The sequence below is a fragment of the Streptomyces sp. RPT161 genome, from assembly GCF_027533845.1.
GTDB lineage: Bacteria > Actinomycetota > Actinomycetes > Streptomycetales > Streptomycetaceae > Streptantibioticus_A > Streptantibioticus_A silvisoli_A.
The window spans coordinates 45,025-69,610 of record NZ_JAPZVN010000019.1; the positions used below are offsets into that span (position 1 = coordinate 45,025).

Here is a 24,586-nt window from a genome sequence, read left to right on the forward strand (position 1 = left end):
CGTACGGCAGCCGCCTCCGGTCGCGTTGAGGGACGAGGCCAGCGTGATGACGCGGGCCCGGCACCCCGCATGGGAGTAGCCGGGCGAGCACTGGTGCCCGCGATCCCTCCCCCGGAGTGTCTTCCTGATGGTCACGCCGTCCGATGTCACCACCACTCCCGCCGCCAGACGCGACGGACCCCCGCCAGCCGATGACGGCGCGCCGCGCATCGTGCCCCGGCGCCACTTCGGCCGTTGGCTGGCCGCGGGCGCCGCGCTGCTGGTCTTCGCGATGGTGCTCAACTCGCTCGCCCGCAACGGTGCCTTCCAGTGGGCCGTGGTGGGCGACTACTTCACCACCCGTGCCGTGTTCGACGGACTGCTGCTGACGCTGTGGTTGACGGGTGCGGTGATGCTGCTGGGGTTCGTACTCGGCACAGCGCTCGCCGTGATGCGACTGTCCGCCAACCCGGTGCTGCGCATGCTGAGTTGGACCCATGTGTGGATCTTCCGGTCCACACCGCTGCTGGTCCAACTGTTGTTCTGGTTCAACATCGGCGCCCTCTACCCGACATTGGGCGTCGGCATCCCGTTCGGCCCGCAGTTCGTCACCGTCAGGACGGTCAACCTCCTCGGCCCCACTCTCACCGCCGTCATCGGACTGACCCTGCACGAGAGTGCGTTCGCGGCGGAGACGGTGCGCGGCGGGATCCTCTCGGTGGACTCCGGTCAGACCGAGGCCGCCCAGGCGCTCGGGCTGGGCAGATGGCGGGTGCTGCGCCGGATCGTGGCGCCACAGGCGATGCGTTCGATCGTCCCCACCGCGGGCAACATGCTGATCGGCACGCTGAAGGGGACCAGCATCGTCAGCGTGCTCGCCGTGCACGACCTGCTGTACTCGGTGCAGTTGGTGTACAACCGCACCTACCAGGTCATCCCGCTGCTGATGGTGGCCACCGTCTGGTACGTGGTGGTCACCACCGTCCTCGGCGTCGGCCAGTTCTACCTGGAGCGGCACTACGCCCGCGGCGCCACCCGAGAGCTGCCACCCACACCACTACAGCGGCTGCGTCGGCATGTGGCGGCGCTGCGCACCAGGCTGCGTGAGGCGGTCGCGGCTGGCGCTACCCGCTGACCGCCTCGATGATCGCCGCCGCGAACCGGTCCGGATACTCGACGGGCGCGAAATGGCCGACGCCGTCGATAAGTCGCAACGTGACGTCGCTGAAGAAGTCAGCCAGCCGGTCCGACCAGTCCCGGGGAAAGAGCGGGTCGTGCTCGGGCCACAGCACGGTGGTCGGAACACTGGTTCGGTCCTGCCGGGCGGAACCGAGGCTGGTCGAGTTCGCATGCGCAGAAATACGGTTCCGGTCTCGAAGGGCGGCTCGGTGCTGCGTCTGATCGAGAAGTTCGGGCAGATCGATGGCACGGACATCCCGTATGCGGTGAAGCAGCACTTCGCGGGGCATGACCGGGTGATGGATGATCGTGGCGGACGAGCAGACCCGGCCTGGCTGGCTGCCGTCGAACGCGTGGGGGCACGGCGGGATGCGCGAGACGCAGATCGACGACCTGGTCCCGAAGACTGTGCCGGTGTACATGTGGAACATGGCCGGGTACCGGCCGGGCGCGATGCCGTCCGGGAGCGGGAGTCGGCACGCGTTCGGCAGCCTGACCGATCAGGCGTTCTGGCTGATTCCGCTGATGGATTCGAGGATGAGCGCCACGGCGTGGCCGTGGGAGGCCCGCGGTTGATCTCGGCGGTGCGCCCCCGCTTGCTGCGGCAGGCCGGGCCCTGTCGTAGCGGCCCACGAGCACCACATCGGGTCATTTGCACAGTTGCCGTATGGCTGCTGACGGCATCTATGCGGGCGCCGGGCCGTGGGCCCGCGTGCAGTTGCCGCGCGGCCAAGACCTACGGGTGATCGTGACCGGCCGCCGCCGGGTGAAAGACGGCTTGTGGTACGAGGTCGAGGTGTTCGTCCATGGCCGCATCGTTACGCCTGCCGCTGACAACCACGGCGTCAAGCCGCCGTGACGTACTCGGTCTCCCGCCAGGCGGCCCCCCATTCCCGCTGCCAGGCGGCCAAGTCCAGCCGCTCGGCGCCGGACAGTACGCCCCGTGCCACGAGCGCACGAATCTTCGACTGCGCACGGGCCAGCCGGTCAGACGCACGCGGGCAGCGACACCGTTCGAGAGTCGGCGGCATGCCCAAAGTCTAGGAGTGGCCACCGCCTAGACGTCGGCATTTCGCCATGACGAAAGCGCGTTGGCCCCCACCGAAGCGAGGGCCAACGCGTCGTTCCCCCAGAGCCGACTGGGGGTACCGTTCTGGGTGTCGACGCCAGAACTGGAGCCAGCATGCCACAGCCAGCTGACGAGCACACCGGCGCAAGGATCGCGCACGAGCGCAAGAATCGCGGGCTCACGCAACAGGGTCTAGCGATGCGCGCCAATGTCTCCCTGAGTCTCCTAGCGAAGGTGGAGGCGGGTGCCAAGCCAGCGTCGCCCAGCCTCATCGCGGCCTGCGAACGCGCGATGAAACTCCCCAGCGACGTGCTAACAGGAGCGGCGAGCCCCAACTCCCTTGAGGATGACCATCTGCGGACACGGATCGAAGCGATCCGCAGCACACTCGATCTGTACGACCTGCCGCCCGAAGAAGAGGTCGGCCCGCGCCCTCTACGGCAACTGCGCGCAGCCGTACGCACCATCAACACGCTGGCGCAAGCCGCCAAGTACAGGCCCATGACCGAGCAGCTCCCCGGACTCCTGATCGAGCTTCACACCGCCGCTCACGTGTGGACGGGAGCCGACCAGATCGCCGCATGGGGCCTGCTCTCTGAGGCCTACAGGTGCGGGCACAGCGTCGGCATCGCCATGGGGATGACGGACCTGTCCACAGTGGCTCTCAACCGCATGGACTGGGCCGCCCAACGCGCCGGAGCCCGCGGGCCCGCGCTGCGGGCCGCGCGTGAGTACCTTCGCGTCACTGCCTACCTTCGGCGCAAGGACTACACTGCCTGCCAGCGCCTCAACGCCTCCGGCCAGTCGCTTCTGGCGGGAGCCGAAGCCGACGACCCGGGGGCGGACGCGGCTCGTGGTCAACTCCACCTTGGTGCGGCCGTCATCGCCGCGCGGGTGGGAGACGAGGGCGCCAGGGAAGGGCACTTGGAGGAGGCCGAGCGGTACGCGCAGCGCACTGGGGAGGTGTCGACGTTCTGGTTCGGGTTCGGGCCGACCAACGTGCGGGTTCACCGGGCGATGACGCTGGTCGAACTCGGTGAGTACGACAAAGCGGTGGACGCGGGCGCCCAACTGCGTTTTCCGACGGGCTGGTTGCCAACGCGCATTGGGCATCATTACTTCGACCTGGCGCGGGCCTACCACTGGATGAACCGGCCCGCCCAGGCCATGCGGCAGCTGGAGCGCGCTAAGCGGGTGGCACCGCAGCAAGCAAGGCGGCATCCGGAGGTGCGCAAGACCGTGCAGCTCATGCTGGACGCGCCGGGTCGGACCCCGGCCGGCCTGCCGCAGTACGCCAAGTGGATTGGCCTGTAGCACGGTTCCTGTAGCGGAAGTTGCACCAAACGATGCAAGTTCGGCTGGCGCCCAGGCGACACGATGTGAGGGCAATCACTCCCAAGTGCCGTCCATGGAGCCGACCATGACTGGCAATCAGCCAACGCTGGCGTTCATCTATGACCGCTGCGCGACGAAAAACACAACAGAGCTGGAACGCCGCCTCACAGTGTGCGCTGACTACGTCAGCAGCCACGGCTGGGGATTCGGGGGGTGGTGGCGCGACGACGGCGACTACGCCTTGACGAACGACCACCGCCCAGCCTTCGACACGCTACTGCGGGCGATGCGGGCCACTGCAGACGGCCCCCGGCGAGTGTGCCTCATCCATGACTGGGATCGCCTCAGCCGAGACCAGGCAGCCCGCGGGGTGATGACGCGGCGCGTCCTCCTCGAGGGCGGATGGGTTGAGACCTGCACTGGCGAGAAGTGCACCCCCGACGGGCGGTACACACAGGTCGGCCGACTGACGTCCGGGCCCATCACGGCATGAGCACCGGCGTCCAGTGGACTCCCGGACGCTGCTGGCTGTGGTGCCGACAACCCGACGTCCTCGTCACCTGGATCGGCCCAGTGCAGGTATGGGGCATGCACGTCCCCATGTACGCCTGCAGCACGTGCCTGGACGAGCTGGAGGCCATGGCCTGGCGCCAGGTCATGCGCCAGGACTCGGCGCGCCAGCACCCCACCCCATGAACCCCCGCCCCAGCCGCTTCACTTTGGACGGTTGAACGGCCAGGGCGGGTTCACTCAATCCCGAAGGATCAGGAGGACCATACCCATGAACGATGCCCGCGATCTGCTCACCCCCACGGAGTTTGCGGGGGTAGCCGCTACCGTGCTGCGAAACAACCGCGACATGGATCCGGTAGTCGCCGAGCGCATCACCGCGGAGGCCCTCAAGTTCTTGGCCGCCGCCGCCCATTCGCCCGGACAAGGGCTGCGGCCCAGCCGGATCGTCGACGAGGGATGGCACGCCCTCATCCTGCACACGAAGGTGTACGCCAATCTGTGCACCCAGCTCGGCGGGTTCATCCATCACGTGCCCGAGCCGCCGGACTCGACCCGCTACAACCCTGGAGCCCTGGAGCGCACTCAGGGTGCCATCAGCGAGGCCGGGTTCGAGCCGGGTCCGATGCTCTGGCTGGCGCCCGGCGACCCGTCCATCCTGGTAGCCGCGTCCTGCCAGCACTCGCCGGGCGGCCCTGGGGTCGTGCACCGAGAGCTGCGCTCCCAGCGGCGCGAACTGATCGGTTCTCCGGCGGCCACTCCCCCTTGGGCCGTAGCGTCGTTCACAGGACGGAGGAGAGCGGCATGGGCGAGTGGACTGATCCGAAGCAGGCGGTGGTGCGGGGCGCCTACGGTGAGGTCCGGGAACAGCATGGCCACTACCGCACGTTCGGTCGCTGGCAGCGGCGCGAGCGGTGGTACGACGGCTTCGTGATGGTAGCGGCGCCGAACGGCGAGGTGTTCACCGCCGCTTACGGGCGGTCGTCGGAGGAACCCGAGCAGGGTTGAGGCGGCGAGGCGAACAGACTCCCCCGCCGCCCGCACCGAACCGCACCGTCCGTGCGCCGTACCCCCGTGCCGCATGGGCGGGGCTTGCCACATGGGCAAATTACGCGTTGCAACGTCTTGCACCCCTTCCCGTCGACCATGCACACGATGATGCGCGCGTAGCGATCATGGGTCCTGGAGCGGTGCTTCGGGCGGGACCCCTAGCTGGTCGGCGATCAAAAGCAGGTGATCCAGCAGCGGGGAAGTGAGGCCGCCTTCGATGCGATTGACGGTCTTACGGTCCAGGCCCGCACCGCTCGGCCAGGGTCTCCTGAGTCAGATTCCGGTGTAGCCGCGCGTCGCGGATCCGGCTGCCGATGGCCCGGCGGCGGTGGAGCACCCAGTCGGGCAGTGGATCGGACGGCACCCGTCCACGCTGGTCACTTCAAGATCGAAAGTCAGTACCATGCACTTCGCGCGTGCTGACGAGCCGGTGAAGGGCGGTCTGCATCTGCGGGGTTGTTGCTGGACGGGCGGCGGAAGTCGAGTCAACCGCTGCGCCGCGGGGCATCCGCACCTCCCGACGTTGCCGGGGCCAACCTACAGCCAAACCCGGCGGAGCCCCGAAGATCGCGTGACCGCTGACGCGCTGTAGAGACGTCGGCCTGCGGCCGGGGCCCAGATACCGTCCGGCCGGGCCCCGTTTCGAGTCCTGACGACGTGGCGGGTTCGCAGACTTCAAGCAGTCCCTAGAGCCAACTGACCCTCGCCTCGGTGAGCTTGTCCTCATTGTGTGGCGGTTGGCCGAGTTCTCCGGACCACACACCGTTCAGCAGGCGATCGATCACTTCCAGGATCCGCGGTGCGGCCTCTCGAAGTCGTTCGGCATCGGTCGGGGCCACTTCCTCTTCGGCCACTCCGGCATCCGCCAGCACACCCGGCAGGTCGGAGAGCCGCTGCCCGACCCACTTCAACGGGTCGGCGGACAGCTCCTTGACGAACACCCGCCGTCCGGGCTCCCAGCCGTCGAACCTCGGGTGATGGTGCGTCCTGTTCATGCTTCCGGTGGGTCCGTCCACGGACTCCAGCAGGTCAACTCTCCACAGTGGGCGATCGATCGAGATCGGGCGTGCGGAGTAGATGGAACCCTTCAGCGCTCCTTCCTGGAGCATTCGCAGCTCAAGGCGCACGCCGTGCTCGGCGCCTTCCTGCCCTGCTTCGGGATCCGGATCGATGAAGTAGAGATCGCTCACCACGACGCCGATCCGCTCAAATCCAAAGGCGTACAACACGAGAGACCGCCCTTCGGCTGCCTGCCCTGCCTGGCTGACTTTGACTGAAGCCTCATGGTAGACGCGAACGGCGGACAGGACGCAAGGACGCGGACGTCGGTCCCGCTTCCCGGCGCCGACCGTCGAAGCAGGACCGGGCGATCAGCGAGTGACGCCGACCGCCCCGCGTCGTCAGGACTTCAACGGGCTTTCACCGGCGGAGGGTTGGCGTCGCCATGACCGCGTGCGACGGCTCCCCTCCGGATGGCCGCATGGCGGTCCGGGACCCGGGTAGGCGAAGCCCACGCACATGAGAGCCGCACCAGTCCCAAGGAGGGATCATCACCATGGGCATCGGAGGATGCATAGGCCTGATCGGCTTGGGGGCGATCCTCACCTTCGCTGTCGACTGGCACATCAAGGGAGTCAACACCGCCCTGGTCGGCCTGATCATGATGGCTGTCGGCATCATCGGACTGGCCGCCTACGTCAGCATCTTCAAGCGGCGCCGCGTCCAGCCGCCCAGCCCCGCCGCCCCCGTCATCGATGTCGAGGAGCACCGCTTCTGACGTCTGACCCGGCCCTCCGTCGGTGCCGAGGTCGCGATGAACTGGCGCTGCGGACGGGTTGGCCGTCGTCGGGACGCCGGTGGGCGACGCGGCGGTGGTACGCGAGGTGGTGCTTCGCGTGCCCGCACTTGCATGGAGAACCGTCGTTCTCTAGTGTTGGGCCCAAGCGGAGAACGTGCGTTCTCTGCCAGAGAGGAGCGCGTCATGACCGCGCAGCGGCCCCCCGTACCGCCGTTCACCGAGGAGACCGCCCGAGCCAAGGTTCAGGCCGCCAAGGACGCCTGGAACACCAAGGACCCGGAGAAGGTGTCCCTCGCCTACACCGAGGACTCCGAATGGCGAAACCGCGATGTCTTCCTCAGGGGCCGCGAGGAGATCGTCGCGTTCCTCACCGCCAAGTGGCGCAAGGAGCTTGACTACCGCCTCCGCAAGGAGCTGTGGGCCTACACGGGAAACAGGATCGCGGTCCGCTTCGAGTACGAGTTCCACGACGCCGACGGCCAGTGGTTCCGCGCCTACGGCAACGAGAACTGGGAGTTCGACGAGAACGGCCTGATGCGCAAGCGCTTCGCCAGCATCAATGACCTACCCATCACCGCCGACCAGCGCCGCATCGCGGTTGACCCCACGGGCACACGATAGAGTGCGAGAACGTCAGTTCTCTGGATGGGAGTGATCGAGGTGGAGGGCGAAGACGCGGAGCAGCGGGTACTGGCCGCCGCCGAGGTGCTGTTCTACGGCCAGGGCATACAGGCCGTGGGCATGGACGCCATCCGCACCGCCTCCGCCGTTCCCCTCAAACGGCTCTACCAGATCTTCCCGTCCAAGGACTCCCTGGTCGAGGCATATCTGCGGCGCCGGGACGCGAGATGGCTCAGCGAGCTGGGCGAATACGTGGCCAGCCACGACTCCCCCACCCAGCGCGTGCTCGCGGTCTTCGACTGGCTGTTCCAGTGGTTCAACGAGCCGGACTTCCGAGGCTGCGGATTCATCAATTCCTACGGGGAGTTGGGGGCGAGGTCCCAGCCCGTCGCGGAGATCGCCAGAGCACACAAGCAGGCGTTCCGGCACTACGTCGCCGATCTCGTGGCCGCCGCGGAGGCACCCTCCTGGTTGGCCGACCATCTCGTGCTGCTCGCCGAGGGCGCGATGAGCACCGCCGCCATCACCGGTTCCGCCGAACCGGCCCGCCAGGCCAAGGACGCCGCCCGCATCCTGCTACGCACCGCCCGTGCGGAGTTCGGAACGGCCCAGCCCGACCAAGGGTCGCGTGAAAAGTAGGTTGCGGGCAATCTAACAGTGGACAATCGAGACGCTACGATGGATGTCATGACGAACTCCGCGCCAGCCGGGACGCCGAAGCCGCCACGCCTCGATGACCAGCTGTGTTTCGCGCTGCATGCCGCCTCGCGGGCGTTCGACAGCCTGTACCGGGTGCTGCTGCGGGAGTCCGGCCTCACCTACCCGCAGTACCTGGTACTGCTGGTGCTGTGGGAGCACGGCGAGGTGACCGTCAAGAGCCTCGGCAAGCGGCTGCGGCTCGACTCCGGAACGCTGTCCCCGCTGCTCAAGCGCTTGGAGGCGGCCGGGTTCGTGGAACGCCGCCGCAGCAACGAAGACGAGCGCTCCGTGATCGTACGTACCACCGAGGCGGGCGACGCGCTGCGCGGCCGGGCCTGCGACGTGTCGGCGGGGGTCGCCTCGGGCACCGGGCTGAGCCTGGCCAAGGCGATCGCGCTGCGCGACAGTCTCAACGAACTCACCGAGGCGCTCGACCAGGCCGCCAAGACCGCCTGACCGTTGCCACTAGAGGTCGTCCGGTGACCGCGGCGCGGTGAGCCGTTGGATGTCCTGCTCCCCGTAGCCGAGTGCGCTGAGCACCTCCTGGTTGTGTTGGCCGAGGGTGGGCGGCGCCGTACGCACCGTCGGGCGGACGCCGCGGAAGTTCACCGGGAAGGCGACCTGCTCCAGCGGCCCTACGACGGGGTGGTCCACGCTCTGCACCATGCCGAGCGCGGCGGTCTGCTCCGAACCGTAGACCTCGTCAAGGCTCCGGATCGGTGTGACCGGGATTCCCCCTGCCTTCAGCACGGCACACCAGTTCTCGACGGTGTCGGCTCGAAGTGCCTTCTCCAGTTCGGAGTTGAGTTCCGTGCGGTGGGCGACCCGGTCGCGGTTGGTGTGGAACCTGGGGTCGGCTGCCAGGTCGGGACGGCCGATGAGGTCGCACAGCCGCCGCCACAGGGCGTCGTTGCCGACCGCGATCACGAAGTGCCCGTCGGACGCCGGATATGCCTGGTACGGAACGAGACTGGGATGCCCGGAGCCCAGACGCTGTGGTGTGTCGCCGGTCGCGAAGTAGCTCGTGGCCCAGTTGATGTGCAGCGCGAGCTGCGATTCGTAGAGCGAGGTGGTGAGGTACTGGCCGACGCCGGTGCGGGCGCGTTCGACCAGCGCCGAGACGATGCCGATGGTCCCGAACAGCGCCGCGCCCAGGTCCCCCATGGCGTACCCGGCCTTGACCGGCGGGCCGTCCGGCTCGCCGGTCAGTGACATCAGTCCGGCCGCCGCCTGCGCGACCATGTCGTAGCCGGGTTCCGAGCGCAGCGGGCCGGTCTCGCCGAACGCCGATATGTGCAGCACCACCAGGCGGGGGTAGGCGGCGCTGAGCCTGTCGTATCTGAACGCCTCCTGGAGTGTGCTTCCGGGCCGGAAGTTCTCCACGACCACATCCGCCTCGGCGATCAGCCGGTGGGCGGCCTCCTGCCCTTCGCAGGACTTCAGGTCCAGGGTCACCGAGCGTTTGTTGCGGTTCGCGGCCAGGTAGTACGCGGCGTCGGGGCCGTTGAACGGCGGTCCCCAGCGGCGGGTCGGGTCGCCGCCGTCGGGGTGCTCGACCTTGATCACATCAGCGCCCAGGTCGGCCAGCGACATGGTCACGTACGGTCCGGCGAGGATCTTGGAGAGGTCGACAACCCGAATTCCCTCAAGTGGGTTCGCGCCTGGTGCGGTCATCTGGCCCTGCTTTCGGTTGACGAATCATCGGTCGGCGAGCTTTTGGTCTGACCCGGCGAGATGATCAAGCGGGTGGCCATATTCTCGCCAGGATCCACGTCCCGGAAAACATCGGTGCCGACCGGCTAGTTCGTCGTGCGGAAGCCCTCCCGTACGGTGTCGAAGACAGGGCGGTACCGGTTCCAGTCGGCGCTGGGGGCCGAGAGGTAGATGGCGTGCTCGGAGCCGCCCTTGCGGCCGAAGCCGAGGTCGATGGCCTGGAACTGGCGGGCCCGGCCCTGGAAGGTGAACTCCCACAGAGCGGCGGGCTGCCCCAGGTAGCTGGTGTTCTGCATGCTGAGCCGCTGGTAGTCGGAGACCTTGGCCTTGACCTGCGGCTCTATCTGCTGCCAGTGCTGAAGCGGGGTGGAGCTGGTGGAGTCGATGACGTCGATGGTCAGACCGACGAGGCCGGTCGGATCGAGGTACTGGATCTCGGTGCCGGACTTGACCTGGCGCTGCCAGCCGTCGGGTATCGGGAACGAGGCGCCGAGCTGGTCCTCCTTGACCAGGTGGTAGCCGCGCGGCACCGGCGGCGGCGCGGGTGTGCCCTGCCCGGTGGTCGGTGCGGACCGCGTCGGCTCGGGGCCGGAGTCGGATGGGCTGGGGCCGGCGCTGTGCTGGGTGGCCCCACCGGCCCCGGGGCCCGCCAGGAAGTAGTAGCCGCAGCCCGCCGCCACCGCGATGGCGAGGGTGACCCCGGTCAGCAGCAAGGTACGGCGGCCGCCCTTCTTGGCGTCCGCGCGACGCCTCCCGGTCCGCTCCGGAGCCTCCGGCGTGCCCGCGGGCACGGCCTTGGTCGTGCGGGTCGCCGAGGAGGGCGGCGACTGCGGCGTGGTGTGCGGTTCCGCCGCTTCGTCCGTCGGTGCCTGCGCCGCCAGCTCGCGCAAGGTCCGCTCGACTGCCTCGGCCGAGGGCCGGTCCTCCGGCTCCTTGGCCAGCAGCCTCTCGATGAGGTCGGTCAGCGGGCCGGCCTTTCGCGGTAGTTCGAGCGGGTCCACGGCGATGGCGTACGCCGTCTCGACCGGTGTGTCCTTGCGGAACGGAGGCCGCCCTTCGAGGACTTGGTAGAGGGTGGCGCCCAGCGCCCACAGATCCGATGCCGGGCTGGGGCTGCCGCCCCTGACCCGCTCGGGCGGCAGGTAGTCGATGGAGCCGATCAGCTCTCCGGTCCTGGTCAGCGTGGAGGTACCGACGGCCTGGGCGACACCGAAGTCGGTGAGGACGACCCGGCCGTCTGCGCCCAGCAGGACGTTGGCGGGCTTGACGTCGCGGTGCAGCACTCCGGCCGCGTGGGCCGCGCGCAGCGCGGCGATCATGCGGCAGCCTATCCAGGCCGCCTCGCCGGGCTCGATGCTGCCGTTCCGCTTGACCAGTTCGCCGAGGGTGGACGAGGGCACGTACTCCATGACGATGCACGGCGCACCGGCGTCCTCAACGACATCGTGGATGGTGACGACGTCAGGGTGGGTGATCCGGGCCGCGCTGCGCGCCTCGCGCCGGGTGCGCTCGTGCAGCGTCGCGATCTCCTCGTCGGACAGGTGCAGCGGGGCGTGTACGCGCTTCACGGCTACCTGCCGACCGAGAAGTTCGTCCTCGGCGCGCCAGACCGTGCCCATGCCGCCGCGGCCGATCCGTTCGAGCAGCCGGTACCGTCCGGCGACCAGCCGACCTATGTCCACCTCCGGTTCCGCCACCGAATCCGACACCGCCCTGTCCTCCAGCTTTCATTCCGCTTTGACGCACCACACTAGTCACTGCCGTCGCGGGAGGATTCCGCGCCCACGATGCGGGCGGCCCAGGGGCGGGTCCGGGCCCCGACGCGGACCGGGCGCGGGCGCCGATCACCGACGCGACGGCCCCGGCGGGCGGACGTGCGGCGTGGTCATCGTCGTGGCGTCCGACCCGCGACACGGTCGGCTGATCACCAACCCGACGGTTCCGGTTTGCATTCCGCTTCTACCCGTCGTCGGTCTGCACGGCCACGCCGGTCGGCGGGACGGCGCCCAAGCCGTGGGCTCATGCTCCCGATCGGGTGTGGGCGCCGCAACGGCGGTGGTCACGGCAGTCGGCTCGGAAGCGGGGGCAGGTCACCGCCGTGCGAGGCGAACGCGGCGGAACCGACGACCACCACAGCGGTCAGTCCAGCTTTGGGCCACGTCGTGCGGACGAGTTCGCACTGCGGTTGTGAGTGCGCCGCAGACGTTGGTGGTGGCGTGCAGGCACGCGGCGGACAGAACGCTTCCGGAACGCACGTACAGCCGGACGATGAATGAAAGCCCAGGCGCGGCCCGCGAATCCTACTCGCCCCTCGGCATGGCGGACATCACCGCTTGCAGGCCCCTCAATTTCCGGCCTGCAATGCCTAATCGGCCGTTGACCGCGAACTGGGCGCCTCGACGCAGTCGTCGTACTGTGCCAGCCCGTAACCCAACGACCAGTCGATCGACTCGTTCTCGGTCACGGTGACGAACATGTTCCGCGGCTCGGTTCCCGCGTACTCCTCGGCGAGTTCGGCGATCCGCCGGTACAGCGCCCGCTTCTGCGCGGGCGTGCGGCCCGAGCGCATCGTGATCGCGACGTACACGATGCCCTCGTCGCGGGGCACCCCGAGGTAATCGTCGTAGCGAAGCGTGCTGTTGGTGCCGTCATGGCCGACCAGGATCTGGAAACGGTCGTCCGGTGGAAAACCGATCGTCTCGACCAGGGCCTCGTGTACGGCGCGGCCGAGTGCGTCGAGCCGATCGCCGTCGGCTCCCAACACGTCGATACGAACCAATGGCATGTCAGCGGTTTCCTCTCAGAACGACGCCGGGCGCTCCCAGGGGCATGATCGTACATACTAGTAGGTACAGACGTCGAGGACTCCATGCGCACCGTGGCATACGTGCCTCACCCCCGGGGCCAGGCCGGGCGGCTACCAGTCGACCGGCAGGAGCAGTGGTGACTTGCTGGGGGATTCGTCGTCCCAGGTGGGGAGTTGGCCTTCGGCGATGCGTAGGTTCGGGAATCGGTCCAGCAACGCGCCGAGTCCTACGACGAGTTCGGTGCGGGCAAGGTGGGAGCCAATGCAGTTGTGCGGGCCACGGCCGAAGACGATGTGGGGGTTGTCCGCCCGGCACAGGTCGAGTCGGTCCGCGTCGGGGAACACGCTCTCGTCGCGGTTGGCGGCGGCGAGTACGGGCAGGACGGCGTCCCCCGCGTGGATGGTGCGACCGTGCAACACGATGTCCTCCACTGCCTGGAGGACGACTACGCCGTTCATCACCGGTACGTAGCGCAGGAGTTCCTCGACCGCTCCGGGCATCAGGCCGCGGTCGTCACGCAGTCGGGCGTACTGGGCGGGTTCGGTGAGCAGGGCCAGAACCGCGTTGCCCAGGAACATGGTGCTGGTGCGGTATCCCGCGATGAGCATGGAGAGCCCGAAGTTCAGCGCGCTCTCCTCGTCGAGGGTGCAGCGTGCGCAGTCACGAACGAGTTCGGTGAGCATGTCGTCCGCCGGCTCGTGCCGCTTGCGGTCCAGCAGCGTGTGGATGTACTCGCGCAGCAGGCGGGTGACTTCGCGGCCCTCGTCCAGGGTGACCAGTGCGCCGAGGGCGGCGTCCGCCATGGGCAGGAAGTACTCGCTGTCCTCGTACGGGATGCCCACCAGCTCGCACATCACCATCAGCGGGAACGGTTCGAGGAACCCCGCGACCAGGTCGCCGGGCCGGCCGCGCTCGGCGAACTCGTCCAGCAGACGGTCGGCGCAGCGCTGGACGCGGGGCAGTCGGCGCCGGATGGCACGCACGCTGAACGGTTCGGCCAGTGCCCTGCGCAGTGCGGCGTGCCGTGGGCCGTTCAGTTCCATCATGGTGATCAGACCCGGCTCGTCGTCGGCGACGGCCTGCCCCGCGCTGGGCGGCCAGTCGTTGATGGTCGGCCTGACCAGCCGGGGATCCGCGATGAGATCGCGTACGTCGTCGTAGCGGGTGACGTACCAGGCGGTGGCACCGATCGGCAGCCGTACCCTGGCCAGTGGGCATTCCCTGCGCAGTCGCGGGTATTCCGTGGGCGGCCCCATGGTGCCGGGCGGTGGGATGGGCATGTCGATGTCGGGTACTGGTGGTGCCGCCTGTGGTGTGCCGCTCACGGGTGGTCCTCCCTAGCTCGTCGGCGGCCGTCACCAGCTGACCGGCAGTGTCAGTGGTGACTTCGTCAGGGACTGGTCGTCCCAGGTGGGTGCGTCGGCCAGGCGCAGCCGCGGGAAGCGGTCGAACAACGCCTCAAGCCCCACGGTGAGTTCGGCGCGCGCCAGATGGGAACCGAGGCAGTAGTGGACTCCCCGTCCGAAGGCGAGGTGGTTGTTTGCGGTCCGGCACAGGTCGAGCCGGTCGGCGTCGGGGAACACGCTCTCGTCGCGGTTGGCGGCGGCCAGTACCGGCAGCAGGGCTTCGCCCTTACGGATCGTCTGCCCGTGCACCTCAAGGTCCTCGGTGGCGAGCAGGATGACGACGCCGTTCATCACCGGCATGTAGCGCAGCAGTTCCTCGACCGTGTCGGGCATGAGGTGCCGGGCGTCGCGCAGTCTGGTGTACCGGTCGGGCCGTCGCAGCAGTGTGTGCACCGAGTTGCCCAGGAAGATGCCGCTGATGCCGAATCCCACGGTGAGCATGGAGAGCCCGAACACGAGGACGTCCTCATCGGTCAACTCCTCGGCGTCGCACTGGCGGATGAGCTGGGTCAGTACATCGTCGCCGGGCGATCGCCGTTTGCGCGCGATCAGTTCCGCCGTGTACTCGCGCAGCAGATCGGTGACCCGGCGGCTCTCCGCCGCGTTCACCATCCCGCTGAACCCGTCGTCCAGTACGGGCAGAAACCGGTCGCGTTCCTCATAGGGGATGCCCACCAGGTCGCACATCGCCAGCAGTGGGAACGGCTGGGTGAATCCGGCGACCAGGTCACCGGGGCTTCCGCCGTCCTGGAAGTCGGCCAACAGCCCTTCGGCAAGCTCCCGCAGCCGCGGCACGCGGTCCCGGATGGCCCTGGCGCTGAACGCCGGGCCGACGGCCCTGCGCAGTGCGGCGTGCCGTGGACCGTCCAGTTCGGCCATCGTGGTCAGCGTGGGGCCCTGGTCGGCGGGTTCGTCGGGGCGGGTCGGCCATTCGTTGATGGTGGGTCTGATCAGCCGGGGGTCGGCGATTAGTTCGCGCACGTCGTCGTAGCGGGTGACGTACCAGGCGGTGGCGCCAAGCGGCATGCCGACCCTGGCCAGCGGGCAGTCGGCACGCAGCCTGGCGTACTCCTCGGGTGGGCCCATGGTGCCCGGCGGCGGGAGCGGGAAGTCCAGCACCTCGGGGTCGCGGTCGGGCGCTTGGGGTGGCGGTGCGGTCATTGCTCGGTGGCCTTCCGGGTTGTCTTCCTGGGGAAGTGCCGCTATTTCGTGGGGCGTTCGATGTAGCCGGTCGCGTAGAAGTACTCCAGGTAGCGGTCCAGCAGGTCCGCGTCGACCGGCGGGCACGGCAGGTCGCCGACCGCGCGCTCGACGTTGGTGCGTCCCAGGGTCGGGAAGGTGCCTTCGAAGTACATCTCCTTGACGGACATGTCCGCCTTGTGGCTGCGGTCCACGCACAGCGACACGAAAGGCGCTGTGGGGCTGGTGGGATTGCCTGCGACGTGCCGGACCAGCTCGTCGACCCATTCCCGGTACGGGAGTTGACGGATCTGGTGGCCCGCGGCGCGCATTCGGTCGAGCATGGCGTGCAGGGTCGCCGGGTGGGGGTTGGTGAGGTGGTACGTCAGGTTGGTCGCGGGCCGCTCGGTGGCGATGCGGACGACGGCTTCGGCGAGGTAGTCGGCGGGTACGAAGTCCAACGGCAGGGGGATGTCGGGGGCGAGGCCGGTCTCGGCGATGGTCTTGAACAGTGAGCAGATGGCGGTTTCGGTGTTGCAGGCACCGGTGTAGCGGTCACCGGTGATCTCGTACGGGCGGTAGACAGCCACCGGCAGGCCCTGCCGTGCTGCCTCCTGAAGTGACTGTTCCGCCACCCACTTGCTCTCGGCGTAGCCCATGGTGAGCCGGTCGGCGTGGTCCAGCGGCAGGTCCTCCGGCACCTGGCGTACGCCAGCGGTGCCGAAGCCCGCCACCACCGCGATGGTGGACAGGAAGTGCACGGGCACACCGCGTTCACCCGCCAGCCGCACCAGTTGTTTGGTGGCATCCACATTGGCCCGGCGCAACGCGTCATAGGGATAGAGGAAGTTGACCTGTGCCGCGGCGTGCACCACGAGATCGAGGAGGTCGGCGAGTTCGTCGGCATGGCCGGTCGACAGGCCCAGGCCTTCTTCGACGAGGTCGGCGGGGAAGCAGTCAAGCCGGTCGGCCGCTGGTGGGGCGAGGCCGTAGCGGGCCAGGTTGGCCGTCACGCGGTGCTCGGCGTGCGTACGGTCCCGGCTGCGCACCGGGCAGTGGATCCGGGCGCCGGTGCCGCGCAGCAGTCGGTCGAGGAGGAAGGCGCCTACGAATCCGGAAGCGCCGGTGAGCAGTACGTTCCGGGGCCGCCGCCAGTCGGGGGCGGGCTGCCGGGGCGTCGTCAGTGTGAAGCCGAGCCGGGCTTCGGCCCGGTAGTCCACCGGGGACGACGCGTGCGGTGGCTTGCTGTCCTGGACGGCGGTGACGGCGGCGGTGTAGCCGCGCAGGGTGGGGTACCGGAGCAGGCTGTGCACCAGTGTGCTGCCGTGCCGCGCGTCGATGTCCAGTGCGGTGAGGGTGCGGTTGACGACCTCGGCGGCCAGTAGTGAGTCACCGCCCAGGTCGAAGAAGTCGTCGTCGTCGCCGGGTTGGGCGCGCAGCACCGTCTGCCACACGTCGGCCAGCGGGCCGTGCGTGCTCCCGTCCTCGCTCGGCACCGGCCGGTCGGCCGCCTGCCCCACCATCTCAAGCAGTCGGCGCCGGTCGACCTTGCCCGCCGCGGTGACCGGGAACCGCGCGACCTCCACCAGCCGCGCCGGGACCGCCGCCAGCGGCAGCCATGCGGCCAGTTCCTCGCGCACCCGGTCGAGGGGCACCGCCTCTCCCCGGTGGGCCGCGGTGACGTAGCCGGTCAGGACGTCGCCGTCCAGTTCCACGACAGCCTCGCCGACCGCGTCGTCCGCCCGTAGCCGCGCCTCGATCTCGTCCAGCTCGATGCGGTGGCCGCGCAGCTTGATCTGGCGGTCCGCCCGGCCGCGGTACTCCAGCTCGCCGTCCTCGCGCCAGACGGCGCGGTCGCCGGTGCGGTACAGCAGGGTGCCGGGGGCGACCGGGCGCTCCACGAAGCGGGCGGCGGTCAGCTCCGGGTCACCGAGGTAGCCCAGGGCCAGGCCGTCGCCACCGACGAACAGTTCGCCCTCCTCCTCCGCTCGTGCGGGGGTGCCGTCCTCCCGTAGGACATGGCAGACGCAGTGTTCCAGGGGGCGGCCGATCGGCACGGTCTGCTGCCCGCCGGGCAGGTCGCGCACCGCGTAGGCGGTGGACACCACACTGTTCTCGGTCGGGCCGTAGAAGTTGACGAGGGTGGTGTCCGGACAGGCTGCCAGCACGGCGCGGGTCAGGTCCGGGTCCATCGCCTCGCCGCCCGCGGAGGCGAACCGCAGGGTCCGCAGCGCCTGCGGCCGGGTGCGCGCGACATGGTGGAATACGCCCGTCGTCAGATAGGCGATCGCCACCCGTTCCGCGACCAGCCGCTCCTCCAGCGCGGCGGGCGAGAGCAGTTCCTCCCGGTCGACCAGGACGAGGCAGCCGCCGCCCAGCAGGGCCGACCAGATCTCGATGGTGGAGGCGTCCGAGGACAGTCCGTATGCGTGCAGCACCCGATCGCCCGGGCGCGGTCGCTGTGCGACCAGGTCCGACATGGCCAACCGCACGACGCCCCGGTGGGGAACGGCCACCGGTTTGGGCCGGCCGGTCGATCCGGAGGTGAACATCACGTAGGCGCAGTCCGTCGGGGTGGTCCGCGGCCGCGGTGCCTCGGCGGGGCTGGCGGGCGCCGGGGCGGTCAGGTCGACATGGGTCCGTACCCGACGGAGGCGGCAGGCACTGCCGGGCAGCGTCACGACGGTCTGCGCCCCGGACTCGTCGGCCATCGCCTGGAGGCGGTGGGGCGGCGTGGTGTCCTCCAGGGGGACGTAGGCGGCGCCCGTCTTGAGGATGCCCACGAACGCGATCAGCGCTTCCAGTGACCGGTTGCCGAAGACGCCGACCGCGTCGCCGTGCCGTACTCCGGCGCCGAACAGCCGGGCGGCCAACTGGTCGGAACGTGCCTGGAGTTCGCCGTAGGTCAGGGCGCGGCCGTGGTGCACGCCGACGTGCGCACGCGGACGGAGTGCCGCCTGCGCGTCGAACAGCTCATGAAGACAGCTGTCCCGCGCGCTGTCGACATTCCGGGCCGCAGCGGATCCGGTCGCGCCACCGAGCGTCATGGAGACATCCCTTCGCCCCTCGCCGGCTAACTGAATTCCGCGGCGAAGGCGGAGAAGTCGGCAGTGCGCCAGCGCTGCGGACGCATATGGAAAAGGACGTCCTCACTGAGCTGACGCTCATTGGCCTTCAGATACGCCGAGGCGGCTTTCGGATCCAGATAGCGGTGTGCCAGTGCCTCGTGTTGGGCGGCCGGCACCGGATCGTCAACGGCCACGACCGGGCCTTCCACGCTGACGTACTGGTAGGGGGCGGTTTCCTTCTGTGCGCACAGGCTGAAACGCCCTGACGCACGTACCAGTTGGGCCTTCACCGATTCCCGTGCGGTCTGCACCAGTACTTCACCACCGGGTTCGTAGGCGTACCAGACCGGAACCAGCAGCGGCGCGCTCGCACCGCGCGGATCGTGCACTCCCAGCATCCCCACGTGCACGTCGGCGAGGAACTTCTCCCGGTTTTCGACGGACATCGCCAAATCCACTGTCGATATGCCTTTCAGTGCGGGTGGGCTGATGAAAAGGGAGCGTGACAAGCCGAGAGTCGCATGTTCGGCGCCCGACACAACGCCATCACCACCAACATGCCGCACCAATCGCCGGGATGTAGGACGCACGGCGCGCCGTTAGGCCGACCGGGGGTGGACCGGTCCGGGCGTACGGCCGAAGTTGCGGGGTGGCTCCGGGGCCAGCAATGTGTATCTGGCCACCGGCCATATCGGTGAACGGCGCCGCCGTTCGTGCACGGCTGACCGTGTTGCGGAATCCGCCAGACGGGCGCCGACCTCGCACTGCCCGTCGGCCTTTCGACAAGGCCTACGGCCAACGGTTTCCACAACCCGCCGTCAGCGAAAGGAAGCCACACACCATGGGTGGAAAAAGCAGGACCCTCGCCATACTGACCGGAGCCGCGCTGGCGGCAGGACTGACCGCACCGGCCTATGGAACAACCGCAGCCGCTCACCCGACCGTCGCCCGCCCCGCCGCCTCGGGGTCAGGGAGGTCGGTGGTGGAGTGGAACCGTGAGCTCATCTCGATCCTGAGCGATCCGAAGGCGCAACCGGCCACCGTCCACCCCACGCGCAGCTTCGCGATCCTGCAGGCCGCCGAGTACGACGCGGTGGTGTCGATCACCCGGACGGACCCCTCCTATCTGATCTCTGTGGCCGCGCCGCGCGGCGCCCGCGCGGACGCGGCGGCGGACCAGGCGGCCCACGACGTGCTGGCCGCCCTCTACCCGGCCAAGCGGGCCGGGGTGGACCAGCGGCTCGCCGCCCAACTGGCCGCGATAGCCGACGGCCGCGGCAAGCGCGACGGGATCCGGGTCGGTGGCGCGGTGGCCAGGCGGCTGCTCGCGTTGCGCTCGCACGACGGCTCGTCGGCCACGCCCACGCGCTTCGCCCCCGGGGTCGGCCCGGGCGCGTACCGGCCGACGCCCGGCTCCCCCGCACCCGTGTACACCAACTGGGGCTCGGTCAAGCCGTTCGTGTTGGCCAGCGGAAGCCAGTTCCGGCCCGCGGCGCCACCGCCCGTGAGCAGTGCCGCGTACGCGACGGCACTGAACCAGGTCAAGAGCCTGGGCCGGGACACCAGTACCACCCGCACGCCCGACCAGACCGCGTCCGGCAAGTTCTGGGCGGCGGCGCCCATCTGGAACCTCTGGAACGAGGCCGCCCAGGACCTGGCGACCACTCAGAACTCGGGCCTGGAAAAGACGGTGAAAGCCTTCGCCGACCTCGACCTGTCGCTCGCCGACACCGTGATCGCGCTGTACGACGCCAAGTACCACTACCGGGTCTGGCGTCCGGTCACCGCCATCCGGCTCGGTGGCACGCACTACAACCCGCGCGTGGTCGGCGACCCGCGCTGGACGCCCCTGCTGCCGACCGCGCCGGACCCGTCCTTCCCGGGAGCGCACGCCGCCCTGAGTCAGGTGGCGCAGACCGTGCTCACCGCCTTCTTCGGAGGACAGCACCGGCTGGCACTCACCGCGAAGGGCACCACCCGTACCTTCGACAGCATCCCGGCCGCCGCCAACGACGCCACGCTCAGCCGTCTCTGGGCCGGGCAGCACACCGCCATCGACAACAGCTCGGGGCTGCAACTGGGTTCGCAGGTGGCCGAGTTCGTCGGTCGGCACCTCTGAGCGGGGCGGGGCGGCCGATGTCCGCCGCCCCGGCCGACCGACGGAGCGGGGCGCGTACGGAAGCCGCACGCGCCCCGCTCGTCCGCGCCGCCGCGCCCAGCGCGTCGGCGCCGTGCTTCTTCGCCCCACGTAAGTCGAAGGGTGCACGCAAAGTCTGTTCGCGCCCGTTTCAATGTCCGAACCTGTTTACTTTGCCGTGCTGCTGGGCGTAACCTGCGGCAGAACCACTGGTCCGGTCATGAAACGGATAGAAACCCACATGTTCGCAGCTGAGCGACAGCAGGAGATCCTGCGCCTGGCCCGGGAGAGCGGCCGGGTCGACGTGCTCTCGCTGGCCAGGGACTTCGAGGTCACGGCTGAGACCGTGCGACGCGATCTGAAGGCGCTGGACCGGGCCGGGCTTGTCCAGCGCGTGCACGGAGGCGCCGTCCCCGTCGGCCGCCTCGACTTCGAGCCCGATCTCGTCGAGCGGGACGCCGTCGCCGCCACGGAGAAGGACCGGATCGCGCAGGCCGCCCTGGCCCTGCTCCCCACGGAGGGCAGCGTGATCCTCGACGCGGGCACGACATCGGCTCGGCTCGCCGCCGCCCTCCCCGTGGAGTCGACCCTGACGATCGTCACGCACGCCCTGCCGATCGCCGCCCGCCTCGCGGACCATCCCGGGGTCTGCCTGCACCTGGTCGGCGGCCGGGTGCGGCACCGCACCCGGGCGGCGGTCGACGCATGGGCGCTGCGGGCCTACGGAGAAGTCAAGGCCGATGTCGCCTTCCTCGCAGCCAACGGGTTCTCGCCCGAGGACGGGCTGACCACCCCTGACCTGGCCGAGGCCGCCGTGAAGCGCGCGATCGTCTCGGCCGCCCGCCGGGTCGTACTGCTGGCGGACTCCAGCAAGTTCGGCAAGGAGTACTTCGCCCGCTTCGGCGACCTCTCCCAGATCGATCTGCTCATCACGGACACGGGCCTCAGCCCTGACGACGCCGCGGCCATCGAGCGGCAGGGCACCGAAGTGGTGCGCGCATGATCCTCACCGTCACCCCGAACCCCAGTCTGGACCGCACCTACGAACTGCCCTCGCTGGACCGCGGTTCCGTGTTGCGGGCCACCGCTGACCGGGTCGAGCCCGGCGGCAAGGGCGTGAACGTCTCCCTCGCCGTGGCGGCCGCCGGCCACGCGACGGTCGCCGTCGCCCCGCTGGGCGGTCCCGAGGGTGCGCTGCTCGCCCAACTCCTCGGCGACCACGGCATCGAGGCGGCCGGGGTGCCGGTCCACGGATCAACTCGCGTCAACATCACCCTGGTCGAGCCCGACGGCACGCTGACGAAGGTGAACGCGGCCGGGCCCGAGATCACGGCAGCAGAGGCGGACGCACTGCTGGCGACCGTGCGGGCGCGGGCGGCGGGCACCCGGTGGGTCGCGTGTTGCGGCAGCCTGCCTCGGGGGCTGCCCCCCGAGTGGTACGCCGAGTTGGTGGCGCAGGCCCACCGGGCGGGCGCCCGGATCGCCGTCGACACCTCCGGCGCCGCCCTGGACGCCGCGCTACGGCAGCGCCCGGAGGTGGTGAAGCCGAACTCCGAGGAACTGGCAGAGGTCGTCGGCCGTCCTCTGGCCACGATCGGCGACGCGGTCAAGGCGGCGCAGGACCTTCGGGACCGAGGTGCCAGGGCCGTCCTGGCGAGCCTGGGAGCCGACGGCCAACTGCTGGTCGACGCCAGCGGGACGTACTTCGGCAGCGCGCGGGTCACCGCCGTGCGCAGCAACGTCGGAGCGGGCGACGCGTCGCTGGCGGGATTCCTCGCGGCGGGCGGCACGGGCCCGGCCGCCCTGGCCGCGGCCGTCGCCCACGGGGCGGCCGCCGTTCAACTGCCTGGCAGCGCCATGCCCAGGCCGACCGACCTCGTTCCGGCGGCGGTGACGACGACGGCGCGGGTCCCCCTGGACCGCGCGCTCACGGAGCCAACGCCATGAGCGGCCCAGGGTCCGCTCCCCCGGCCGGTCACCGATCGCCGACCGCGCGCCGCGTCCGGCCGGTCCCCCGCGTCCCCCTGCCGCCCGCCGGGCGGTTTCGCGAGCAAGGAGCCGCGTGATGAGTGAGTTGATCAACGCCGAACTGGTCGACCTCGACCTGTCGGTCGAGAGTAAGGAAGCCGCCGTCCGCCGACTCGCCGAGCGGATGGTCACCACCGGCCGCGTGACCGATCTCGACGGCTTCCTCGCGGACGTGGCGGCCCGCGAGGCCGAGATGCCGACCGGCCTGGAGGGCGGCATCGCCGTTCCACACTGCCGTAGCGCGCACGTCACCGTCCCGACATTGGCCTTCGGGCGCAGCGAACAAGGCATCGCCTTCGGGGCCGTTGACGGCCCGGCCGACCTGATCTTCCTGATAGCCGCCCCGACCGGTGCGGACGACGCCCATCTGACGATCCTGTCCAGTCTGGCCCGGCGGCTGATGGACCCGGACTTCACCTCCGCCCTGCGCGCGCAGACGAGCCCGGCCGCCGCCTGTGCCCTGATCCGCGGTGCGGACAGCGCTCCGCCGGATGCGGCGCACGACACCGCCGCGTCCGACAGCGGACCGGTGCCCTTCCGTATCGTCGCCGTCACGTCGTGCCCCACCGGCATCGCCCACACGTACATGGCGGCGGAGTCCCTGACGAAGGCGGCCGAGGCCGCGGGTGTCGAACTCGCCGTGGAGACACAGGGATCGGCGGGATTCACCCCGCTGGACCCCGCCGCAATCGCCGCCGCCGACGGCGTGGTACTCGCCCATGACATCGAGGTCCGCGACAGGTCCCGCTTCTTCGGCAAGCCCACCGTGGACGTCGGGGTGAAGGCCGCCATCAACCGCCCCGCGGAACTCATCAGCGAGGTGCGGGCCAAGGCCGACCGCGGCGAGGTCACCGGCCACGCCACCGCCCCGCCCCCGACGGACTCAGCCGGAGACCACTTCGGCACGCGGCTGCGCAAGTGGCTGATGACCGGCGTCAGTTACATGGTGCCGTTCGTCGCCGCGGGCGGACTGCTGATCGCACTCGCCTTCGCCATCGGCGGCTACCAGATCAACAAGGCACCCTCGGTCGCCCAGCACTTCGTGTGGACCGAGACCTCCAGCTGGGCCGCCCTGCTGTTCCAGATCGGCTCCGCCGCCTTCGGGTTCCTCATCCCGGTCCTCGCCGGATACATCGCCTACGGCATGGTGGACCGGCCCGGTCTCGTACCCGGCATCGTCGGCGGCGCCATCGCGGTCACCATCAACGCCGGTTTCCTCGGCGGCCTGGTCGCCGGCCTGCTCGCGGGCGCGGTGGTGATGGCCGTACAACTCCTGCGCGTCCCACCCGTGTTGCGCGGCATCATGCCGGTGGTTGTGATTCCGTTGGTCTCCTCCCTCATTGTCGGCCTCCTAGTCTTCGTCGTGGTCGGCAAGCCGATCGCCGCCTTCCAAAGGGCCATGACCGACTGGCTGAGCGGACTGTCCGGAAGCAACGCGATCATCCTGGGTGTCCTTCTGGGTCTGATGATGTGCTTCGATCTGGGCGGCCCGGTCAACAAGGTGGCCTATGCCTTCGCGGTCGGCGGCCTGGCCAGTCCGACGGCCGGTAGCCTGAAGGTCATGGCCGCGGTCATGGCCGCCGGGATGGTCCCCCCACTGGGGATGGCGTTGGCCACCACCGTCCGGGGAGCGCTGTTCACCAAGGCGGAGCGCGACAACGGCAAGGCCGCATGGGTCCTGGGCGCATCGTTCATCAGCGAGGGCGCGATCCCGTTCGCCGCCGCCGACCCGCTGCGGGTCATCCCTTCCACGATGGCGGGCGGTGCGCTCACCGGTGCGCTGTCCATGGCGTTCGGCTGCACCCTGCGGGCTCCGCACGGCGGCATCTTCGTCGTACCGCTGATCGGCCAGCCGCTGCTGTACCTGGTGGCCGTCGCCGTCGGTACGGTGCTCACCACCACTCTGGTGGTCCTGCTCAAAGGCGGCCGCGCAGCGGCCACGGTGCGGGAGGCGGCCTCCGCCCCGCAGGACGCCAACGCCAAGGCACCGATGCCCGCTTGAACCCTG

Annotated in this window: 26 protein-coding genes; 15 read left to right on the top strand and 11 right to left on the bottom strand. The window is 69.6% G+C overall.

From position 1 onward, the window contains the following. Positions 1 to 127 precede the first annotated feature (127 nt). The gene (locus tag O5O46_RS27730) at positions 128 to 1,114 is read left to right on the top strand and encodes an amino acid ABC transporter permease (protein ID WP_269858335.1); all 987 of its coding nucleotides are present in this window, start codon (positions 128 to 130) and stop codon (positions 1,112 to 1,114) included. On the opposite strand, the gene O5O46_RS27735 is transcribed toward O5O46_RS27730, so the two are convergent. Next, positions 1,104 to 1,448: an alpha/beta fold hydrolase gene (locus O5O46_RS27735; RefSeq protein ID WP_269858336.1), complete on the bottom strand. Its 345-nt coding sequence runs from the start codon at positions 1,446 to 1,448 to the stop codon at positions 1,104 to 1,106. The two genes, O5O46_RS27730 and O5O46_RS27735, sit on opposite strands and share 11 nt — an antisense overlap. A gap of 13 nt (positions 1,449 to 1,461) precedes the next feature. On the opposite strand from O5O46_RS27735, the gene O5O46_RS27740 reads away from it, so the two are divergent. Then, on the top strand, positions 1,462 to 1,734 hold the full coding sequence (locus tag O5O46_RS27740) for a hypothetical protein (RefSeq protein ID WP_269858337.1): 273 nt from the start codon (positions 1,462 to 1,464) through the stop codon (positions 1,732 to 1,734). A 91-nt stretch (positions 1,735 to 1,825) separates the two neighbouring features. Then, complete coding sequence (locus O5O46_RS27745) at positions 1,826 to 2,017, top strand: hypothetical protein (protein WP_269858338.1); 192 nt, start codon at positions 1,826 to 1,828, stop codon at positions 2,015 to 2,017. Here the strand turns inward: O5O46_RS27745 and O5O46_RS27750 are convergent. Continuing rightward, entirely contained in the window at positions 2,004 to 2,189 is a 186-nt protein-coding gene (locus O5O46_RS27750; protein WP_269858339.1) for a hypothetical protein, read from the bottom strand. The genes O5O46_RS27745 and O5O46_RS27750 overlap by 14 nt on opposite strands. Positions 2,190 to 2,341: 152 nt before the next feature. On the opposite strand from O5O46_RS27750, the gene O5O46_RS27755 reads away from it, so the two are divergent. The 4 genes from O5O46_RS27755 to O5O46_RS27770 all read left to right on the top strand — a co-directional run bounded on the left by O5O46_RS27755 (position 2,342) and on the right by O5O46_RS27770 (position 5,080). Then, positions 2,342 to 3,541, top strand: coding sequence for a helix-turn-helix domain-containing protein (locus O5O46_RS27755; RefSeq protein ID WP_269858340.1), 1,200 nt, complete (start codon positions 2,342 to 2,344; stop codon positions 3,539 to 3,541). A gap of 106 nt (positions 3,542 to 3,647) precedes the next feature. Next, on the top strand, positions 3,648 to 4,055 hold the full coding sequence (locus O5O46_RS27760) for a recombinase family protein (RefSeq protein WP_269858341.1): 408 nt from the start codon (positions 3,648 to 3,650) through the stop codon (positions 4,053 to 4,055). Beyond that, positions 4,052 to 4,258, top strand: coding sequence for a hypothetical protein (locus O5O46_RS27765; protein WP_269858342.1), 207 nt, complete (start codon positions 4,052 to 4,054; stop codon positions 4,256 to 4,258). Before O5O46_RS27760 ends, O5O46_RS27765 begins: the two co-directional genes overlap by 4 nt. A gap of 618 nt (positions 4,259 to 4,876) precedes the next feature. Next, a complete protein-coding gene (locus tag O5O46_RS27770; RefSeq protein WP_269858343.1) occupies positions 4,877 to 5,080 on the top strand; it encodes a hypothetical protein in 204 nt (67 codons plus the stop codon). 165 nt (positions 5,081 to 5,245) lie between these two features. Here the strand turns inward: O5O46_RS27770 and O5O46_RS35685 are convergent, their stop codons facing one another. Both O5O46_RS35685 and O5O46_RS27775 read right to left on the bottom strand, forming a co-directional pair. Then, the gene (locus tag O5O46_RS35685; RefSeq protein WP_443072640.1) at positions 5,246 to 5,365 is read right to left on the bottom strand and encodes a helix-turn-helix domain-containing protein; all 120 of its coding nucleotides are present in this window, start codon (positions 5,363 to 5,365) and stop codon (positions 5,246 to 5,248) included. A 443-nt stretch (positions 5,366 to 5,808) separates the two neighbouring features. Beyond that, a complete protein-coding gene (locus O5O46_RS27775; RefSeq protein WP_269858344.1) occupies positions 5,809 to 6,351 on the bottom strand; it encodes a hypothetical protein in 543 nt (180 codons plus the stop codon). 326 nt (positions 6,352 to 6,677) lie between these two features. Between O5O46_RS27775 and O5O46_RS27780 the strand changes: the two genes are divergently transcribed. The 4 genes from O5O46_RS27780 (at position 6,678) to O5O46_RS27795 (ending at position 8,696) form a co-directional block, all read left to right on the top strand. Then, entirely contained in the window at positions 6,678 to 6,899 is a 222-nt protein-coding gene (locus O5O46_RS27780) for a DUF6458 family protein (RefSeq protein WP_269858345.1), read from the top strand. Positions 6,900 to 7,103: 204 nt separating this feature from the next. Next, positions 7,104 to 7,541, top strand: coding sequence for a nuclear transport factor 2 family protein (locus tag O5O46_RS27785; RefSeq protein WP_269858346.1), 438 nt, complete (start codon positions 7,104 to 7,106; stop codon positions 7,539 to 7,541). Positions 7,542 to 7,565: 24 nt separating this feature from the next. Continuing rightward, positions 7,566 to 8,180: a TetR/AcrR family transcriptional regulator gene (locus tag O5O46_RS27790; RefSeq protein WP_269858347.1), complete on the top strand. Its 615-nt coding sequence runs from the start codon at positions 7,566 to 7,568 to the stop codon at positions 8,178 to 8,180. A gap of 48 nt (positions 8,181 to 8,228) precedes the next feature. Beyond that, entirely contained in the window at positions 8,229 to 8,696 is a 468-nt protein-coding gene (locus O5O46_RS27795) for a MarR family winged helix-turn-helix transcriptional regulator (RefSeq protein ID WP_269858348.1), read from the top strand. 9 nt (positions 8,697 to 8,705) lie between these two features. Here O5O46_RS27795 and O5O46_RS27800 read toward each other — a convergent pair whose 3' ends face one another. From O5O46_RS27800 to O5O46_RS27830, 7 genes are all read right to left on the bottom strand, one after another. Next, complete coding sequence (locus O5O46_RS27800) at positions 8,706 to 9,914, bottom strand: CaiB/BaiF CoA transferase family protein (RefSeq protein WP_269858349.1); 1,209 nt, start codon at positions 9,912 to 9,914, stop codon at positions 8,706 to 8,708. 125 nt (positions 9,915 to 10,039) lie between these two features. After that, complete coding sequence (locus O5O46_RS27805) at positions 10,040 to 11,662, bottom strand: serine/threonine-protein kinase (RefSeq protein ID WP_269858350.1); 1,623 nt, start codon at positions 11,660 to 11,662, stop codon at positions 10,040 to 10,042. A gap of 656 nt (positions 11,663 to 12,318) precedes the next feature. Next, the gene (locus tag O5O46_RS27810) at positions 12,319 to 12,738 is read right to left on the bottom strand and encodes a tautomerase family protein (RefSeq protein ID WP_269858351.1); all 420 of its coding nucleotides are present in this window, start codon (positions 12,736 to 12,738) and stop codon (positions 12,319 to 12,321) included. Positions 12,739 to 12,870: 132 nt separating this feature from the next. Beyond that, positions 12,871 to 14,085: a cytochrome P450 gene (locus O5O46_RS27815; RefSeq protein ID WP_269858352.1), complete on the bottom strand. Its 1,215-nt coding sequence runs from the start codon at positions 14,083 to 14,085 to the stop codon at positions 12,871 to 12,873. Between the two features lie 30 nt (positions 14,086 to 14,115). Then, positions 14,116 to 15,327: a cytochrome P450 gene (locus tag O5O46_RS27820; protein ID WP_269858353.1), complete on the bottom strand. Its 1,212-nt coding sequence runs from the start codon at positions 15,325 to 15,327 to the stop codon at positions 14,116 to 14,118. A 41-nt stretch (positions 15,328 to 15,368) separates the two neighbouring features. Further along, a complete protein-coding gene (locus O5O46_RS27825) occupies positions 15,369 to 18,392 on the bottom strand; it encodes an amino acid adenylation domain-containing protein (RefSeq protein WP_269858354.1) in 3,024 nt (1,007 codons plus the stop codon). A 26-nt stretch (positions 18,393 to 18,418) separates the two neighbouring features. Further along, a complete protein-coding gene (locus O5O46_RS27830) occupies positions 18,419 to 18,952 on the bottom strand; it encodes a pyridoxamine 5'-phosphate oxidase family protein (protein ID WP_269858355.1) in 534 nt (177 codons plus the stop codon). Between the two features lie 443 nt (positions 18,953 to 19,395). On the opposite strand from O5O46_RS27830, the gene O5O46_RS27835 reads away from it, so the two are divergent. The 4 genes from O5O46_RS27835 to O5O46_RS27850 all read left to right on the top strand — a co-directional run bounded on the left by O5O46_RS27835 (position 19,396) and on the right by O5O46_RS27850 (position 24,580). Next, positions 19,396 to 20,532 carry a vanadium-dependent haloperoxidase gene (locus O5O46_RS27835; protein ID WP_269858356.1) on the top strand — a complete coding sequence of 379 codons (1,137 nt, stop codon included), beginning with the start codon at positions 19,396 to 19,398 and terminating at the stop codon, positions 20,530 to 20,532. Positions 20,533 to 20,791: 259 nt separating this feature from the next. Continuing rightward, on the top strand, positions 20,792 to 21,553 hold the full coding sequence (locus O5O46_RS27840) for a DeoR/GlpR family DNA-binding transcription regulator (RefSeq protein ID WP_269858357.1): 762 nt from the start codon (positions 20,792 to 20,794) through the stop codon (positions 21,551 to 21,553). Then, complete coding sequence (gene pfkB / locus O5O46_RS27845; RefSeq protein WP_269858358.1) at positions 21,550 to 22,497, top strand: 1-phosphofructokinase; 948 nt, start codon at positions 21,550 to 21,552, stop codon at positions 22,495 to 22,497. The genes O5O46_RS27840 and pfkB overlap by 4 nt, the downstream gene beginning before the upstream one ends. A gap of 118 nt (positions 22,498 to 22,615) precedes the next feature. Continuing rightward, positions 22,616 to 24,580: a PTS fructose transporter subunit IIABC gene (locus O5O46_RS27850; protein ID WP_269858359.1), complete on the top strand. Its 1,965-nt coding sequence runs from the start codon at positions 22,616 to 22,618 to the stop codon at positions 24,578 to 24,580. The last annotated feature ends 6 nt before the right edge of the window (positions 24,581 to 24,586 follow it).

Coding starts and splice junctions, on each gene's coding strand:
- O5O46_RS27730 (WP_269858335.1), top strand. CDS start 128: ATGGTCACGCCGTCCGATGTCACCACCACTCCCGCCGCCAGACGCGAC.
- O5O46_RS27735 (WP_269858336.1), bottom strand. CDS start 1,448: ATGCCCCGCGAAGTGCTGCTTCACCGCATACGGGATGTCCGTGCCATC.
- O5O46_RS27740 (WP_269858337.1), top strand. CDS start 1,462: ATGATCGTGGCGGACGAGCAGACCCGGCCTGGCTGGCTGCCGTCGAAC.
- O5O46_RS27745 (WP_269858338.1), top strand. CDS start 1,826: ATGGCTGCTGACGGCATCTATGCGGGCGCCGGGCCGTGGGCCCGCGTG.
- O5O46_RS27750 (WP_269858339.1), bottom strand. CDS start 2,189: ATGCCGCCGACTCTCGAACGGTGTCGCTGCCCGCGTGCGTCTGACCGG.
- O5O46_RS27755 (WP_269858340.1), top strand. CDS start 2,342: ATGCCACAGCCAGCTGACGAGCACACCGGCGCAAGGATCGCGCACGAG.
- O5O46_RS27760 (WP_269858341.1), top strand. CDS start 3,648: ATGACTGGCAATCAGCCAACGCTGGCGTTCATCTATGACCGCTGCGCG.
- O5O46_RS27765 (WP_269858342.1), top strand. CDS start 4,052: ATGAGCACCGGCGTCCAGTGGACTCCCGGACGCTGCTGGCTGTGGTGC.
- O5O46_RS27770 (WP_269858343.1), top strand. CDS start 4,877: ATGGGCGAGTGGACTGATCCGAAGCAGGCGGTGGTGCGGGGCGCCTAC.
- O5O46_RS27780 (WP_269858345.1), top strand. CDS start 6,678: ATGGGCATCGGAGGATGCATAGGCCTGATCGGCTTGGGGGCGATCCTC.
- O5O46_RS27785 (WP_269858346.1), top strand. CDS start 7,104: ATGACCGCGCAGCGGCCCCCCGTACCGCCGTTCACCGAGGAGACCGCC.
- O5O46_RS27790 (WP_269858347.1), top strand. CDS start 7,566: ATGGGAGTGATCGAGGTGGAGGGCGAAGACGCGGAGCAGCGGGTACTG.
- O5O46_RS27795 (WP_269858348.1), top strand. CDS start 8,229: ATGACGAACTCCGCGCCAGCCGGGACGCCGAAGCCGCCACGCCTCGAT.
- O5O46_RS27800 (WP_269858349.1), bottom strand. CDS start 9,914: ATGACCGCACCAGGCGCGAACCCACTTGAGGGAATTCGGGTTGTCGAC.
- O5O46_RS27810 (WP_269858351.1), bottom strand. CDS start 12,738: ATGCCATTGGTTCGTATCGACGTGTTGGGAGCCGACGGCGATCGGCTC.
- O5O46_RS27820 (WP_269858353.1), bottom strand. CDS start 15,327: ATGACCGCACCGCCACCCCAAGCGCCCGACCGCGACCCCGAGGTGCTG.
- O5O46_RS27825 (WP_269858354.1), bottom strand. CDS start 18,392: ATGACGCTCGGTGGCGCGACCGGATCCGCTGCGGCCCGGAATGTCGAC.
- O5O46_RS27840 (WP_269858357.1), top strand. CDS start 20,792: ATGTTCGCAGCTGAGCGACAGCAGGAGATCCTGCGCCTGGCCCGGGAG.
- pfkB (WP_269858358.1), top strand. CDS start 21,550: ATGATCCTCACCGTCACCCCGAACCCCAGTCTGGACCGCACCTACGAA.
- O5O46_RS27850 (WP_269858359.1), top strand. CDS start 22,616: ATGAGTGAGTTGATCAACGCCGAACTGGTCGACCTCGACCTGTCGGTC.